16 protein-coding genes, 1 tRNA gene and 1 other RNA gene are annotated in these 14877 nt (G+C 69.8%); 13 read left to right on the top strand and 5 right to left on the bottom strand.

Annotation, left to right across the window (positions count from 1 at the left end; genetic code table 11):
- Positions 1–57 precede the first annotated feature (57 nt).
- Together BM424_RS07735 and BM424_RS07730 are read left to right on the top strand one after the other, a co-directional pair.
- Positions 58–771 carry an EthD domain-containing protein gene (locus BM424_RS07735; RefSeq protein WP_217649649.1) on the top strand — a complete coding sequence of 238 codons (714 nt, stop codon included), beginning with the start codon at positions 58–60 and terminating at the stop codon, positions 769–771.
- Positions 772–885: 114 nt separating this feature from the next.
- Positions 886–959, top strand: a tRNA-Met gene (locus BM424_RS07730).
- 46 nt (positions 960–1005) lie between these two features.
- Here BM424_RS07730 and BM424_RS07725 read toward each other — a convergent pair.
- Complete coding sequence (locus BM424_RS07725) at positions 1006–1230, bottom strand: hypothetical protein (RefSeq protein WP_093414960.1); 225 nt, start codon at positions 1228–1230, stop codon at positions 1006–1008.
- A 357-nt stretch (positions 1231–1587) separates the two neighbouring features.
- On the opposite strand from BM424_RS07725, the gene BM424_RS07720 reads away from it, so the two are divergent.
- The 10 genes from BM424_RS07720 (at position 1588) to BM424_RS29390 (ending at position 9178) form a co-directional block, all read left to right on the top strand.
- A complete protein-coding gene (locus tag BM424_RS07720; protein WP_093414959.1) occupies positions 1588–2085 on the top strand; it encodes a PadR family transcriptional regulator in 498 nt (165 codons plus the stop codon).
- A 142-nt stretch (positions 2086–2227) separates the two neighbouring features.
- The gene (gene prfB / locus BM424_RS07715) at positions 2228–3334 is read left to right on the top strand and encodes a peptide chain release factor 2 (protein ID WP_093414957.1); all 1107 of its coding nucleotides are present in this window, start codon (positions 2228–2230) and stop codon (positions 3332–3334) included.
- 102 nt (positions 3335–3436) lie between these two features.
- Positions 3437–4126 carry a cell division ATP-binding protein FtsE gene (ftsE, locus tag BM424_RS07710; protein ID WP_093414956.1) on the top strand — a complete coding sequence of 230 codons (690 nt, stop codon included), beginning with the start codon at positions 3437–3439 and terminating at the stop codon, positions 4124–4126.
- Positions 4127–4197: 71 nt separating this feature from the next.
- Positions 4198–5100 (top strand): permease-like cell division protein FtsX, encoded by a 903-nt coding sequence (gene ftsX / locus BM424_RS07705; protein ID WP_093414954.1) that lies wholly within the window; start codon positions 4198–4200, stop codon positions 5098–5100.
- 78 nt (positions 5101–5178) lie between these two features.
- Positions 5179–5655, top strand: a complete 477-nt coding sequence (gene smpB / locus BM424_RS07700) for an SsrA-binding protein SmpB (protein WP_093414952.1) — start codon at positions 5179–5181, stop codon at positions 5653–5655.
- Position 5656: 1 nt separating this feature from the next.
- Positions 5657–6559: an amidohydrolase family protein gene (locus BM424_RS07695; protein ID WP_093414950.1), complete on the top strand. Its 903-nt coding sequence runs from the start codon at positions 5657–5659 to the stop codon at positions 6557–6559.
- Between the two features lie 84 nt (positions 6560–6643).
- Positions 6644–7013, top strand: a transfer-messenger RNA (tmRNA) gene (gene ssrA / locus BM424_RS07690).
- A gap of 375 nt (positions 7014–7388) precedes the next feature.
- On the top strand, positions 7389–7988 hold the full coding sequence (locus tag BM424_RS07685; RefSeq protein ID WP_245775693.1) for a DUF6230 family protein: 600 nt from the start codon (positions 7389–7391) through the stop codon (positions 7986–7988).
- Between the two features lie 15 nt (positions 7989–8003).
- A complete protein-coding gene (locus BM424_RS07680; protein ID WP_093414946.1) occupies positions 8004–8438 on the top strand; it encodes a DUF6114 domain-containing protein in 435 nt (144 codons plus the stop codon).
- Complete coding sequence (locus tag BM424_RS29390) at positions 8435–9178, top strand: hypothetical protein (protein ID WP_245775692.1); 744 nt, start codon at positions 8435–8437, stop codon at positions 9176–9178. Before BM424_RS07680 ends, BM424_RS29390 begins: the two co-directional genes overlap by 4 nt.
- Here BM424_RS29390 and BM424_RS07670 read toward each other — a convergent pair whose 3' ends face one another.
- The 4 genes from BM424_RS07670 to BM424_RS07655 all read right to left on the bottom strand — a co-directional run bounded on the left by BM424_RS07670 (position 9179) and on the right by BM424_RS07655 (position 13985).
- Positions 9179–11170: an iron ABC transporter permease gene (locus BM424_RS07670; RefSeq protein ID WP_245775691.1), complete on the bottom strand. Its 1992-nt coding sequence runs from the start codon at positions 11168–11170 to the stop codon at positions 9179–9181.
- Entirely contained in the window at positions 11167–12135 is a 969-nt protein-coding gene (locus BM424_RS07665; RefSeq protein ID WP_093414943.1) for an ABC transporter substrate-binding protein, read from the bottom strand. The genes BM424_RS07670 and BM424_RS07665 overlap by 4 nt, the downstream gene beginning before the upstream one ends.
- 18 nt (positions 12136–12153) lie before the next feature.
- Positions 12154–12966, bottom strand: a complete 813-nt coding sequence (locus BM424_RS07660) for an ABC transporter ATP-binding protein (protein WP_093414942.1) — start codon at positions 12964–12966, stop codon at positions 12154–12156.
- A 143-nt stretch (positions 12967–13109) separates the two neighbouring features.
- On the bottom strand, positions 13110–13985 hold the full coding sequence (locus BM424_RS07655; RefSeq protein WP_093414941.1) for a DUF559 domain-containing protein: 876 nt from the start codon (positions 13983–13985) through the stop codon (positions 13110–13112).
- A gap of 302 nt (positions 13986–14287) precedes the next feature.
- On the opposite strand from BM424_RS07655, the gene BM424_RS07650 reads away from it, so the two are divergent.
- Positions 14288–14797: a GNAT family N-acetyltransferase gene (locus tag BM424_RS07650; protein WP_093414940.1), complete on the top strand. Its 510-nt coding sequence runs from the start codon at positions 14288–14290 to the stop codon at positions 14795–14797.
- The last annotated feature ends 80 nt before the right edge of the window (positions 14798–14877 follow it).

Below are 14877 nucleotides of genomic sequence, written 5' to 3'. Positions count from 1 at the left end.
GCAGAACGCACGCAAATCAGCCCACGTTCTGCACAGGAGGCGGGTTGGTGCTCGTGCGTGGATCTACCGCGGTCCGGTGCGGTGTGGTCTGCTCGCGGGATGATGAAGCTGGTGCTGTGCCTGCACGCTGACGACCTGGAGGGGGCGCTCGACAGCGACGGGTTCCGGGCGGAGCTCGCGGCGGTTGGGGTGCGGGGTGTTCAGCTCAACGTCGATGATGCTGATGTGGCTCCGGCGATGCGGTTCGGGCCGGGGGAGCGGGTGACCGGGCTCGTGTCGGTGTGGACCGCCGGGGACCCGGCCGCTGCCGTCCGGGTCGTGGCCGAGGCGAGCGGCGAGGCGCGCCCGCACGCCTACCGGGTGAGCGAGAAGGTGCGGCTGGACCCGCTGCCGGTGGCCGACGGGGAGCGGGCCGACGTGTACGCGCAGGTCGCCCTGCTGCGCAGGCCCGAGTCGATGACGCGGGAGGAGTACCTGGAGTACTGGTTGGTGCACCACACGCCCATCGCGATCCGCACCCAGAACACCTCGGGATACGTGCAGAACGTCGTGGAGGAGGCGCTGACGCCGGAATCCCCGGACGTCGCGGCGATCGTCGAGGAGCACTTCCCGATGGCGGCGATGACCGATCCGCACGCCTTCCACGGCAGCGGCGGGGACGACGACGAACTCCACCGCCGGTTCACCGAGCTCATGGGCAGCGTCGCGCGATTCGGCGGCGGCGACGGGCTCGACGTGGTCCCGACCAGTCGCTACTCGTGGAGTCTGTGACCTGCCGTTCCGGAGGTCCGGGAGAAAAGCGCACCCCCGCGTTCCGATCGATTTCGCGGGGTGTAGAGTCTTATTCACAACAGAACGAAGCAGCCGGGAGTTTTCGGCTGACGGCGCGGGGTGGAGCAGTTCGGTAGCTCGCTGGGCTCATAACCCAGAGGTCGCAGGTTCAAATCCTGTCCCCGCTACTAGAGAAAGAGTGCCTCCGGTTTTCCGGAGGCACTTTTCTTTCGTTCAGTCCTTCAAGCCCTCGGCCCACTTGCGAGCGCAGGTGGGGGAGCAGACCCTGCCCTCGCCTCGGACCACGGCGGTCTGGCGCATGGTGCGACCGCAGACCATGCAGGAATCCGTCTCGGCGCCGCGCTGCGTCGGGACCATGGACTTGGCTCGTTCGGTGACCCGCTGGGCCACCTTCGTCTTGTTCTCGTTGACCTTGGTACGCAACCAACTGCGATGCACGCCCGAACCTCCTGCTATCCATGCCGTGCGCTCGCCGGTAGCCCGACGACCAACAGCAGCCTGAGGGTAACCACCTGTAGTTGTGCAGTTTCAGAACGTGATAGCACCTCATTGCGCGCCCAAGAACCCCCATCCAGGCGAACGGGAGGCCGGGCGGTTGCATTGCGTGTCGAACGCGTGGCTGCATTCGGGTGGGAATCGGGATTCGCCGACGCTCCGGCGTCGAAGAACCCGTAATCCGGGTCTGGAACCAATGGCGGAATCGTTCGTCCACTTGGACCAGCAGGGTGCAACCACTGTGGACAGAAGCGCCGACCACTGTGGACAGCTCTGGCGGGACGTGGCACCGTTGGTGTCGTGAGCGAGCTGAATGCGACATCCGCTGCCCTGTTGGGACTACTGCACGAAGGGCCGAAAACCGGTGGCCAGCTGGTCGCCGCGGCCACCGAGCGCTTCGCCGGGTTCTTCAGCGTCACCCGCAGCCAGGTCTACCGCGAGCTGCCCGCGCTGACCGAGGACGGCCTGCTGCGCCTCGGCAAGCAGGGGCCGCGCTCCAGCCAGCAGTACGCGATCACCGCCGCAGGCAAGAAGGCCTTCAAGGCGTGGTTGAACACCGCTCCCGGGCCGGACAACGTCCGCAGCCCGCTGATCCTCCGGCTGGTCTACTCCGGCACCCTCACCCCGCGTCAGCGCGCCTCCCTCGTGGAGTCGGCCCGCGCCCAGACCGCGGTGAAGATGGACGAGGCACGCAACGCCGCCAAGACCGCGGGCGACCCCTACGAGAAGGCCGCCGCCGACTTCACCGTCGCCTACAACCGGGCGATCATCAAGCTGCTCGACTCGATCCCCGACTGACAGCGGGTCCGCGCTCGCGAACGACGGCTGCGCCGATCATCGGCGCAGCCGTCGTTCGCGTTCAGCCGAGGGCGGAAGCCGATCTCGCGCCAACCCGCCGTCCTCGTGGGCGGCCGCTCACCCGTGAAGTACCCTGAGCTCTGTGAATCCCGACGTCGCGGCCTCCCTCAAGGAACTGTCCAACACGCTCGAAGGCATCGAGAGCGTGATGGATCTCGACGCGCTCCGCGCGGAGATCTCCGAGCTGGAGGAGGAGGCGGCCAAGCCCGACCTCTGGGACGACGTCGAGAACGCCCAGCGCGTCAGCAGCCGGCTCGTGCACCGCCAGGCCGACCTGCGGCGCATCACCGAGCTCCGCCAGCGCGTCGAGGACCTGGAGGTCCTCTACGAGCTCAGCGAGGACGAGGGCGACAGCTCCGGTCTGGCCGAGGCCGACGAGGAGCGCGAGCGCCTCGCCAAGGACCTCGAAACCCTCGAGGTCCGCACCCTGCTCTCCGGCGAGTACGACTCGCGGGAGGCCGTGGTCACCATCCGCGCCGAGGCCGGTGGCGTCGACGCCGCCGACTTCGCCGAGATGCTCATGCGCATGTACCTGCGCTGGGCCGAGCGCCACGACTACTCGACCGAGGTCTACGACACCTCCTACGCCGAAGAGGCCGGTCTGAAGTCGGCGACCTTCCGGGTCAACGCCCCCTACGCCTACGGCACCCTCTCCGTCGAGCAGGGCACGCACCGCCTGGTGCGCATCTCGCCGTTCGACAACCAGGGCCGCCGCCAGACCTCCTTCGCCGGCGTCGAGGTGCTGCCGGTCGTCGAGGAGACCGACCACGTCGACATCCCGGAGAAGGACATCCGCGTCGACGTCTTCCGCTCCTCCGGTCCCGGCGGGCAGAGCGTCAACACCACCGACTCGGCGGTGCGCATCACGCACATCCCGACCGGGGTGGTCGTGTCCTGCCAGAACGAGAAGTCGCAGCTGCAGAACAAGGCCGCGGCGATGCGCGTGCTCCAGTCCAAGCTGCTGGCCCGCAAGAAGGAGGAGGAGCGCGCCGAGCTGGACGCCCTCAAGGACGGCGGCTCCAGCTGGGGCAACCAGATGCGCTCCTACGTGCTGCACCCGTACCAGATGGTCAAGGACCTGCGCACCGAGCACGAGGTGGGCAATCCCGACGCGGTGCTCGACGGCGACATCGACGGATTCCTGGAGTCCGGCATCCGCTGGCGCCGCCAGCAGCAGAGCGTGGCCTGATCGACCCACAGCGGGTCGATCAAAACCCCAGGTCACCACTGGTGCAACCACCTCTGTGGGTGAGTGCGGGTCGCCTCATCGGGCGGGGGTAAACTGCCGCCCGTGATCCGCCTTGAGCACGTGTCCAAGTCTTACAAGACGTCGACCCGGCCCGCTCTCGACGATGTCTCGGTGGGCATCGACAAGGGCGAGTTCGTGTTCCTCATCGGGCCATCGGGCTCCGGCAAGTCGACGTTCATGCGGCTCCTCCTGCGCGAAGACGTGCCCAGCCGCGGGCGGGTCTTCGTCGCCGACTGGAACGTGGCGAAGCTGCCGCGCCGCCGGGTGCCCCGGCTGCGCCAGCGCATCGGCTGCGTCTTCCAGGACTTCCGGCTGCTGAACAACAAGACCGTGGCGGAGAACGTCGCGTTCGCACTGGAGGTCATCGGCAAGCCCCGCGGCGACATCCAGCGGGTGGTCCCGCAGGTGCTGCAGCTCGTGGGCCTCGACGGCAAGGCCGACCGGATGCCGCACGAGCTCTCCGGTGGTGAGCAGCAGCGCGTCGCCATCGCGCGCGCGTTCGTCAACCGGCCGCTGGTGCTGCTGTGCGACGAGCCGACGGGAAACCTGGACCCCGACACCAGCCAGGACATCATGCTGCTGCTGGAGCGGATCAACCGCACCGGCACCACCGTCGTGATGGCCACGCACGACCACGGCATCGTCGACTCGATGCGCCGTCGCGTCGTGGAGCTCAGCTACGGCCGGGTCATCCGCGACGACGCCCGTGGCGTGTACGGCGTCGGTCGCTGATCCGCGGCGCGATCGCCCGGCCCGTGCACCCGAGGACACACACCCCCGAACGGCAGGAAAGCTGACCCAAGATGCGTGCGAGCTTCGTATTCAGCGAGGTCGTCAACGGCCTTCGGCGCAACGTGACGATGACCATCGCGATGATCCTGACGACCGCCATCTCGGTGGGTCTGCTCGGTGGCGGTCTGCTCGTCGTCCGGCTCATCGACAAGATGCAGGACACCTACCAGGACCGCGTCGAGGTCGTGGTGTTCATGACCGACGACGTCAGCGCCAATGACACCGACTGCAGCCAGCAGCCCTGCGCCTCGATCAAGTCGGCGCTGAGCAAGGCCGAGGGCGTCGAGTCGGTCAAGTACGAGAACCGCGAGCAGGCGTTCGCCAGCTTCAACAAGGTCTTCGAGTCGCAGCCCGAGCTCAAGGACGTCGCCCGCGCCGAGGCGATGCCGGCGTCGCTGCGCGTGAAGCTCTCCGACCAGGAGCGGTTCCCGCAGATCCAGGCCGAGTTCGCCAGCAAGCCGGGCGTGGACAGCGTCGTCGACCAGGCCGAGTACCTGGACCGGCTCTTCGACATCCTCAACGGCGTCCGCAACGCGACCTTCTCGATCGCGCTGGTGCAGGCGCTGGCGGCACTGCTGCTGATCTCCAACACCATTCAGCTCTCGGCGTTCACCCGCCGCACCGAGACCGGCATCATGCGCCTGGTCGGCGCGACCCGCTGGTACACCCAGCTGCCGTTCCTCCTGGAAGCGATGGTCTCCGGTCTCATCGGTGCGATCCTGGCGATCGCGGGCCTGCTGATCGCGAAGGCGGCGTTCATCGACAGGGTCATGGGCCCGGTGCTGGGCACCGGCATCATCCCAGCGGTCGAATGGGGCGACATCGCGCTCATCTCGCCGATCCTGCTGCTGGTCGCGGCCGCGATCTCGGCGGTGACCGGCTACGTCACACTGCGGTTGTACGTGCGGCTGTAACCTGGTGCTCGGCGGCTCCCCGGTTGGGAGCCGCCGAGTTCCGTTTAAACGGGTGACACGAGGACTAGAGTTGTTCGCATGGTGAAGGAACGCGGCCGCAAGGTCATCTCGCAGAACCGCAAGGCGCGGCATGACTGGTCGGTGCTCGACACCTACGAGGCGGGCATCGCGCTGACCGGCACCGAGGTCAAGAGCCTGCGCCAGGGCAAGGCGCAGCTCGTCGACGGTTTCGCCACCGTCGACGACGGCGAGGTCTGGCTGCGCAACGTCCACATCCCCGAGTACACCGAGGGGACCTGGACCAACCACGAGCCGCGTCGGTCCCGCAAGCTGCTGCTGCACCGGCACGAGATCGAGCGGCTCGTCGGCAAGATCAAGGAGAGCGGGCTGAGCCTGGTGCCCATGTCGCTGTACTTCAGCGACGGCAAGGCCAAGGTCGAGCTCGCCCTCGCGCGAGGCAAGAAGGCGCACGACAAGCGCCAGGACATCGCCAAGCGCGACGTGGAACGCGAGATCCAGCGCGCCATCGGGCGCGCGCGAAAGGGCCGGCGCTGACTTGACGGCACCGCGTGACGACAACCGAATCCCCACCTGGCTCGACGAGCTCGGCCTGCCGGGGCTGGTCGACATCCACACCCACTTCCTGCCGCCGAACGTGCTGGACAAGGTGTGGGCGTACTTCGACAACGCCTCCGAGCACTACGGGATGCGGTGGGACATCTACTACCGCCACGACGAGCCCACCCGGGTCCGGCTGCTGCGCGAGATGGGCCTGCGCGCCTACGCCCCGCTGGTCTACGCGCACAAACCGGCGATGGCCGAGTGGCTCAACGACTGGGTGCGCGACTTCGCCGAACGCACCCCGGACGCGGTGCCGACCGCGACGATCTACCCCGAACCCGGGGTCGGCGACTACCTCGCCCGCGCCCTCGACGAAGGCGCCCGGTGCGTCAAGATGCACGTCCAGGTGGGCGGTTTCGACCCGCGCGACCCGCTGCTGGACCGCGCGTGGGGCCTGCTCGCTGAGACCGGCGTGCCGGTCGTCGTGCACTGCGGGCACGGGCCCATCCCCGGCTCTTACACCGGGCTGGACGTGTTCGAGGGCGTGCTGCGCAGGCACCGTGACCTGACCGCGGTGCTCGCCCACGCCGGAATGCCGGACTACCTCGCGGCGTTGGGACTCGTGGAGCGGTACCCGCGGGTCCACCTGGACACCACGATGGTCGGCGTCGCGTTCAGCGAGAAGTTCGCGCCGCTGCCCAAGGACTGGGCCGCCCGCATCGCCGCGCACCAGGACCGGATCGTGCTCGGCACCGACTACCCGAACATCCCGTACTCCTACGCCGACCAGCTCTCCGCCATCGCCGGCTGGGCGGCCTTCGACCAGCGCCTCGGCAAGCAGTTCCTGCGCGCGGTGCTGCACGACACACCGGCGAAACTGCTGGGTGTGGGCGGTTGAGGGATATGGGAATGATCGTCGGGACCCGACGCGTTATCCTTGTGGACACCGGTTCGAAAGCCGGATGAGTGGAAGTACAGACATGGGGGTGAACGGTTTCGACTCCGTACGTTGATCCTTGGGAAGCGTGCCAGTGCAGGCGGGAGACCACTGTGAGCGTCGCCGCAAACAAATAAGCGCCGACAAGAGTCAGCGCGAGTTCGCCCTCGCCGCCTGAGCGAGGAGCGACTCTGTCGGACCGGGAACGCCTCCGTCCCGGAATCCGGCATCAGCTAGGAGGCTCCACTGCGAGGTTCGGTCGCGGGACCTCGCAGGACACCCAACAGCGACTGGGCTCGTCACACCGGCTTGTTCGCGTGACCGGTGGAGCCGAGTAGAGGCATAGCGGACTGCGCACGGAGAAGCCTTGGTGAAGCGACGGAGGACCCGGGTTCGATTCCCGGCACCTCCACTCGATGGGCGGCGAGTGCTCGCGGAGAGCGCTCGCCGCTTCTCGTTCCGGATTCGATTGCGGGGGCCGAGCCCCCGCAGGCCCCCACGGTGCGGTTGTTGCGTCTCGTCGGCTCCTCGGGTGGGGTGGCGTTCCCAGCCTGCTCATGGACCAGCTCTCCGTGGTTCGCGTGTCTTGGCGCTGGGTGTCGCGGGGGCTGTGCGCGAGTGGCTTGTGGTGTTCGTGGGGTTGGTGTGGTGGAAGCGGAGCGATGGGCTCCTATTCTTTTGCGTTTTGTGACTGCTGTCACGGCGATCTCTGTGACATGTGGCCTACGTTGACGCCCATTCGGAGTAGTGCTCCAGGGCACAACGACCACTCCGCGTGATGGGAGTCAATGTGGACGAGACGACGGGTGGCCGGACTCGGTGGCGCGTGTTCGGGCTGGTTCTGGTGGCCGGGATCTTCGGGGTCGTGCTCATGTTCACCGGCCTGTCGCAGGGTGCGATCGCGGCGTCGTTCGCCGTGGCCGGGACGAGTTACAAGGCCTCCGCGGACAAGCTCGACGCGCAAGGCGTCGTGCAGTACGGGTCGGTCGACCGCAGCGCCGACCAAGCGCACCCGGTGCTGGTCAACGGGTTCCGCAAGGCCGAGCTCTCCAACTTCTGCCAATCCATCGTGGTGCCGGAGCTGCCGGGCATCGGCGACATCACCGTCAAGATCGCCGCGCCCGGCGGGATGAGCGCGAACAACCTCGTGCTCGGCATCGAGGAGGTCACCGGCGACCTCACTCTCAACAACGTCGAGATCGGCCGCGACGCCGGAACGATGGACAAGGGACCCAGCGGGGCGACCGGGGGAGCGGGCACGTTCGGCATCCAGGCCGACAGCACCCAGATCACCGGGCTCCGCCAAACCGCCTGGTCGACCACGGCGTCCACGCTGAAGCTCAACCAGGTGCACATCACGGCCAGCGCAGGCCGTCACGAGTGCTTCTGATAGGTGGGTGAAGACATGGCTGCGAAGACGAATTTCCGCCAGTGGCGGCGTTCCCGCCCGTTCTGGGCCGGGCTCTGCACGCTCGCCTCGGGGCTGTTGATCCTGTTCCCGCCCTACGCCTCGCTGAAGTTCGGCGACATCGTCGTCTCGCTGAACACGCTCACCGGCGTGTCCGCGATGGTCATCGGTGTGCTGCTGGTGTGCTGCGGGCTGTCGTTCTGGACCCGCCAGGAGTTCCGGATCCCGGCCGGGATCGTGGCGCTGCTGCTGTCGGTGGCCGCGATCGTGACCGCCAACCTCGGGTCGTTCCTCATCGGGACGCTGCTCGGAGTGGTGGGCGCGGCGCTCGGCCTCGCGTGGACGCCGAAGGCGCGTCAGCGCAAGGAGGTCCGGGAACCCGCGCAGGACACCTCCGCGCGTCCGGTGGGGTACGCGGGAGGCCATGCGTGAAGTCACCCCGCCTGCTCGCGGGGGTGCTCGGTGCGGTGGTGGTGTTCGGGTCGTTCGGCCCGAGCGCCGCCGCGCAGGACGGCGGCCTGCTGCCGGACGTCGGGGAGCTGCTGCCGCTGCCGACCTCGCCGGCCCCCTCGACGTCGACCGAACCCGCGCCGTCGAGCTCGCCGGAGCCCGCGCCCCTTCCGGCGCCGTCCGCCCCGGTGCCCGCCCCGCTTCCCGGGGTTCCGGCGCCCGCCCCCGCTCCTGCGCCTGCGCCTGCGCCGAAACCGCTTCCGCCCGCGGGGAACTCCGACACGCGGCCCGGACCCGGCAGGTCGTGGACCATGACGGGCAGCGCGCTGAAGCTCGTCGGCTCGCGCTACCGCGGCGTGGAGGAGCGCGACGGGGTGCGGACGCTGCACTTCACGGTCGACCGGCTGGAGATCACCGACCTCGTCCAGCGCGGCGACCTCGGCAACGGCCGCATCCTGCGCACCGCGGGCAGACCGGGCAGCGTGTCGACGGTGACCGACGGCCCCATCGAGCTCTACACGCAGGAGCTCACCGGCACCCTCGCCGTCGCCGGGCACCCGCTGGCCCGCACCACGCTGACCGCGGAATCGCTGGCGATGCCGGACCTCGACCTCGGATTCCTCCAGCTCCCCGAACTCACCTTCACCGACGTCGTCGTCCGCAACACCGACCTCGCCGGAGGCACCCTCACCATCCCCGGCGGCCGCGTCGGGATGGAGTGATCACGCGCGCGTGCGGCGCAGCAGGTGCAGGAAGTACGGGGTGCCGATGAGCGCCGTGATCAGCCCCGCCGGGAGCTGCTCCGGAGCGATCGCGCTGCGGCCGATCGCGTCCGCGGCGCACACCAGGACACCGCCGAGCAGTGCCGCGACCGGCAGCGACCGGGAGTGCCTGCGGCCCACCAGGGCCCGCGCCGCGTGCGGCGCGACCAGCCCGACGAACGCGATCACGCCGACGGCCGCCACCGCCGTCCCGGTCAGCAGCACCGCGCACAGCAGCAGGAGCAGACGCGCTCGCGGCACGGGAACGCCCAGCACGCGCGGGGTCTCGTCGTCCAGCGACAGCAGGTCGAGCTCGGAGCGGGCACCGGCCAGCAGCGGGATCGCCACCAGCAGCGCCAGCGCGATCGGCACCAGGTGCTCCGGCAGGCGGCCGTAGGTCGAGCCGCCGAGCCAGGTCAGGGCCTTGGTCTCGTTCCACGGGTCGGTGAGCGTGATGAGCAGCGTGATCAGGGCCTGGGTGCCCGCCTGCACGCCGAAACCGATGAGCACCAGGCGTTCTCCGGCGAACCCACCGCGCGCCGCCACGGCGAACACCAAGCCCGCCGCGATCGCGGCGCCGACGCCGGCCGCCCCCGCCTGGATCCAGAAGCCCGCGCCCGGCGCGAACGTGATCACCGCGACCGCGGCGACGCCCGCGCCGCCCGAGGTGCCGAGGATTCCCGGCTCCGCCAGGGGATTGCGGGTCACGGCCTGGATCGCGGCACCGGCCAGCGCCAGCGCCGCACCCGCGAGCAGTGCCGCGAGCACGCGCGGGACCCGGTTGCCCATCACGTTCGACACGATCGGACCGGCCTGCCCGCTCGCCCAGTTCACGACGTCGCCGAGCAGCAGCAACCGGTCCCCGAGCAGCACCGACGCCACCACGACCAGTGCGGCGACGAGCACCGAGGACACCAGCACGAGCCGGAAGCGCCCCGGGCTCACCGAGCCTCGCGCACCCGCTGCCGGAGGTTCGGACACCGCGCGCGAGACGCGGAGGCCGCGCGCGAGCGCGATCAGGAACAGCACGCCCAGCAGCGTCGTCACCACGCCCGCCGGGACCTCCAGCGCGCCCTGAGCACCGACGACCGCGCGCAGCAGCACGTCCGCGCCGAGCAGCAGCACCACGCCCGTCATCGCCGACACCGGGATCAGCGCCGCGTGCCGGTGCAGGCCGGGGACGACGTTCGCCGCGAGCCGCACCAGCGCCGGTGCCGCCAGTCCGACGAAGCCGATCGGCCCGACCAGCGTGACCGCCGAGGCCGCCATGAGCACCGCCAGCGCCACCGCCCCCAGCCGGATCCGTCCAACGTGGACACCGAGGGTGCGGGCGTGGTCGTCGCCGAGGTGGATCAAATCGAGCTTGCGGGCCAGCACCAGCAGCCCGGCCAGCGCGCACAGCACCACCGGGGCGAGCGCGGTGACGCCGTCGAGCCCGTTCTGGCTCAACGATCCCGCGCCCCACGCGAACAGGCCCTGGGTCTCCTCGGAGAACAGCAGCAGCACCATCTGCGTCACCGAGCTCATCGCCAGCGCCAGCGCCGTGCCCGCCAGCACCAGCCGCGCCATCGCGGTGCCGCCGGACAGGCCGAGCACCACCAGCGCCGCGGCGAGCCCGCCGACGAAGGCGATGCCGGCCATGCCCAGCAGCGGCACCGACACGCCGAACGCGGCGACGGCCACAATCGCCAGGTGGGCGCCCGCCGACACCGCCAGCGTGTCCGGCGCGGCCATGATGTTGCGCGACACCGACTGCAGCACCGCGCCCGCCACCGCCAGGGCGGCTCCGACCAGCACGGCGGCGAGCAGGCGCGGCAGCCGGGATTGCAGGATCACCGCGGCCTGGGCGTCCGGGTTCAGGACGTCGACGTCGGCGGTGCCCTGCGTCAGGTGCACCAGCGAGCCGGCGGCGATGAGCGCGCCGAGCCCGATGATGACCAGTGGCAGCCTCACTCGCGGACCGCGGCGACGGCCGCGTCGACGAACCGCTCCATCGACTTCGGGCCGCCGAAGGTCCACAGCGCGTCCGGGAGGCGGTGGACCTCGCCGCGCCGCACGAACGGCAGGTTCGTCCAGATCGGGTTGGTGGCCAGGTTCTCGGCGAACGGGTCACCGGAGCTGCCGGAGTACCAGAACGGGACGTCGCCGAGCTGCGTCAGTCCCTCGACGTCGGTCTGCGCCATGCCGTAGGACGGGTCGCCGGGCATCCGCCAGGCGCTGGGCAGGCCGATCCGGTCGAAGACCGCGCCGACCAGGGAACCACCGGTGTAGGGGCGGATGGTGACCGAGCCTGCGTTGACGTAGCCGTCGGCGAAGGCCACCGGCCTGCCCGCCATCCCCGCCTGCTGGACGGCCGCGCGGCCCTGCTCGATCTTGGCGTCGAACTCGGACTTCAGGCGTGCGGCGGCGGTTTTGGTGCCGGTGGCGCGGGCGATCAGGTCGACGTTGCCGAACATGGCGCCGATCGGGTCCTGCGCGTTGCCGCCGGGGACGACGATGACGGGGACCTTCGACTCGATCTGGGCGAGCGCGCCCTCGGGGAGTCCGCTGGTGACGACCACCAGGTCCAGGTCCAGCGAGCCGAGGGTGTCGATGCTCGGCTCACCCCGGGTGCCGATGTCGGCGACCGAGGCGTCGAGCGGAGCGGCGCTGGAGTACTCGCGGTAGCCCTGCACATCGGCCACGGCGGCCGGCATGACTCCCAGCGAGACCAGGTATTCCGCGGCGTTCCACTCCGTGGCGGCGACGCGGCGGGCCGGGTGGTCGAGGTGGACCTCCTCGCCGCGCGAGTCGACGACCGTGACCGGCGGGCCGCTCGCCTCCGGTGCCGGACCGGTCGGTGCTTCGGTGGTGCCGCAGGCCGTCAACAGCGCGCCCCAGGCGAGAACGGCGGCGAGCAACGCACGTCTGGTGCGCATGGTTGTCTCCCTCGAGGGTTAGAGCGAGGTGGCGTTGAAGCGGCCGACCGCGCGTGTGTGGAGGCGTCCGTCGGCCCGGTGGACCTCGACCTCGATGCCGTAGGCGCGGGTGAGGTTCTCGCCGGTCAGGACGTCGTCGGGGGTGCCTTCGGCGCTGATGCGGCCGTGTTCGAGCAGCAGGACGTGGTCGGCCAGGGCGGCGGCCTGGTCGAGGTCGTGCAGCACCACGCCGACCCCGACGCCGTGCTCGTCGGCGAGATCGCGCACCATGTCGAGGATGTCGACCTGGTAGCGAAGGTCGAGGAAGGTCGTCGGCTCGTCGAGCAGCAGCAGCGCGGTGTCCTGCGCGAGGCAGGCGGCCAGCCACGCCCGCTGGGCCTGCCCGCCGGAGAGCGCCTGCACCGGGCGGTCGGCGATGTCGCCGAGCCCGGTGAGCTCGATGGCCCGCTCGACGGCGGCGGGTCCGTCCGGGTCGTGGCCGCTCCAGCGGGAGCGGTGCGGGTGGCGGCCGAACTCCACGAGCTCGCGGACGTTGAGGCCGCCGGGCGCGGTGCGCTGCTGGGAGAGCAGGGTGATCCGGCGGGCCAGGTCCTTGGCCGACAGGGCGCGCAGCTCGGCGCCGTCGCCGAAGCGGATGTCGCCGGAAGCCGGCGGGTGCAGCCGCGCCAGCGTGCGCAGCAGGGTCGACTTCCCGCTGCCGTTCGGGCCGATCAGGGCCGTCACGCTCCCGGCCCGCAACGTCACCGACGCGGCCCGGACGACGACGTCCCGCCCGTACGCGACGTCGACCCCCTCAGCGGAAACGGACCCCGACGATGAGTAGCGCGACACGCGATCACACTAAAGTGAGCCTTACCTAAACCTCAACCCGGGTCGGTCATCACGACAGTTTTAGCCATAATTGCCCATGATCAATGTCCCTTTTGTCCGGTCAATTATGCCTAAAACTGTCCACGGCCGGCGCGTTCCCGCCCTCAGCGAGGAGTCCGCTCGCGCACGGCCCGGGCCACGGTCTCGACGAGCTGATCCGCAGAGGTCGCGAGGTCCTCGGCCGTAACGACGATGACGAGCCAGCCGTTGGCCCTGAGCCAGGCGCGGCGGCGCTCGTCACGGCGGAACTGCTCGGGGTCGGCGTGCCAGCGACCTTCGTACTCCACGACGACCTTGGCCTCCGGGAACCCGAGGTCGCCTCGGAGCGGTTGGCCGAACTCGCCGGGGATCTCCAGCTGTGGCACCGGGCGCAACCCTCGTAGTGCGAACTTCACCCGGAGAACCGATTCCGGCACTGACTCGGCACGTTCGTCCAGGAGCTCGAATCCATGCCTCGCGCGGCGGATGCCGTTGTCGTGGCGCCCGTTCATGAAGCGACCGAGGGCGTCCTTGGACAGCATTCCGGAGCGCAGGAGGGTGTCGACGCAGGCCACTCCCTGCGTCAGCGGATTCTTGGTGAGCAGGTCCAAGGCTGCGCGCACCAGCGTTGCCAGCCGAACACCTCCCCAGGGGAGGTGTTCCCAGTGATACCTGCGCGTGTCCCACACCCGCAGGCCATGGACCCGCTTGTGGTTGCGGGTCAGGACCTCTACCGGGTCCGTCGGTCTGGCCAGGTCGATGCCGTGCAGCGATGCCGCCGATCTGCCGGTGATGACCGCATCCGGTGGCAGCACCATCGCTGCGCCCCGGCAGAGCAGTTCGTGGGTCAGCGGTATGGATTCGAGGAGGTAGACGCCGTGGAAGATTCGACGGTAGGGGCCGTTGCGCAGATCCTTGTCGGAGAACCCCTGCTGGAGGGCCTCCTTGCGCGTGAACAGTCCCCGAGTTCCACCGAGCGCCACCTTGTTGGAAGCGGCCATGAGTCCAGAGTGGGCAATGGAAGTGGTTCATCCCAAGGGTATTTCCGAATCTGTGGAGAAACCCGGGGGTTGTGGAGAACTCTCGTTGCTCGTTGGGGTGACCGTGGGCAGTTTTAGCCATAACTACCGGTGCTCAGTGCCCGTTTTGTCGGGTCAGTTATGGCTAAAACTGCCCGCTGCCGAGCGGCCGCACGGACCCGACCCCCGCACTGCCTCGGTGCCGAGGGCGGGATGCGTGCGGGAGGATCAGTGCGGGGGTGCGCGGCACCGGCCGCCGTCGTTGCGGGTTGGGAGGTGATGTGATGGAGGTTCCTGTTGAGATTCCTGCGGGGCCTTACCGGCTTCGTCGTTGGCGGTCGGGGGATGTCGGGCAGGTGTTCCGGGCTTGCCAGGACCCCGAGATCCAGCGGTGGACGACCGTTCCGGTGCCCTACACCGAGGCGGACGCCGAGGGGTTCGTCGCCGGGGTCGGGGACCAACCGGTGTTCGCGGTGACCGAGCGCGGCGACGACGTGCTGGGGTCCTTCGGGCTGGTCGTCGAGGGCGAGCACGGTGAGGTCGGCTGCTGGGTCGCGCCCTGGGCTCGCCGGATCGGAGTGGGGGAGGCGGCTGGGCGGGGGCTCGCGCGGTGGGCGCTCGGAGAGGCGGGGTTGCGGAGACTGGAGTGGATCGCCGACGTCGGCAACGGGGCCTCGCTGCGGCTGGCCGCGCGGATCGGGTTCGTCCCGGAGCGAACGCTGCCCGATTACCTGGAGAACCGGGACGGGACTCGCTCCGACGCCGTGCTGGCTGTGCTCCACGAGTCGCCCTGAAGCGGGCGGGCCGGGGGCGGTGTTGAGCGTGGCAGAATGCGCGGGGTCGAAACACGCAGAGTATCCACGTGAGCACGGGC

Source organism: Saccharopolyspora flava, assembly GCF_900116135.1.
Lineage (GTDB): Bacteria > Actinomycetota > Actinomycetes > Mycobacteriales > Pseudonocardiaceae > Saccharopolyspora > Saccharopolyspora flava.
The sequence above is the reverse complement of the archived record's forward strand: the minus strand, read 5'-3'. Positions and strand labels throughout refer to the sequence as shown.

What these genes read in the sequence shown, in the direction of transcription:
- ftsX (WP_093414954.1), top strand. Translation starts at nt 4,198, where the DNA reads ATGCGTGCGAGCTTCGTATTCAGCGAGGTCGTCAACGGCCTTCGGCGC.
- smpB (WP_093414952.1), top strand. Translation starts at nt 5,179, where the DNA reads ATGGTGAAGGAACGCGGCCGCAAGGTCATCTCGCAGAACCGCAAGGCG.
- BM424_RS07680 (WP_093414946.1), top strand. Translation starts at nt 8,004, where the DNA reads ATGGCTGCGAAGACGAATTTCCGCCAGTGGCGGCGTTCCCGCCCGTTC.
- BM424_RS07665 (WP_093414943.1), bottom strand. Translation starts at nt 12,135, where the DNA reads ATGCGCACCAGACGTGCGTTGCTCGCCGCCGTTCTCGCCTGGGGCGCG.
- BM424_RS07655 (WP_093414941.1), bottom strand. Translation starts at nt 13,985, where the DNA reads ATGGCCGCTTCCAACAAGGTGGCGCTCGGTGGAACTCGGGGACTGTTC.
- BM424_RS07650 (WP_093414940.1), top strand. Translation starts at nt 14,288, where the DNA reads ATGGAGGTTCCTGTTGAGATTCCTGCGGGGCCTTACCGGCTTCGTCGT.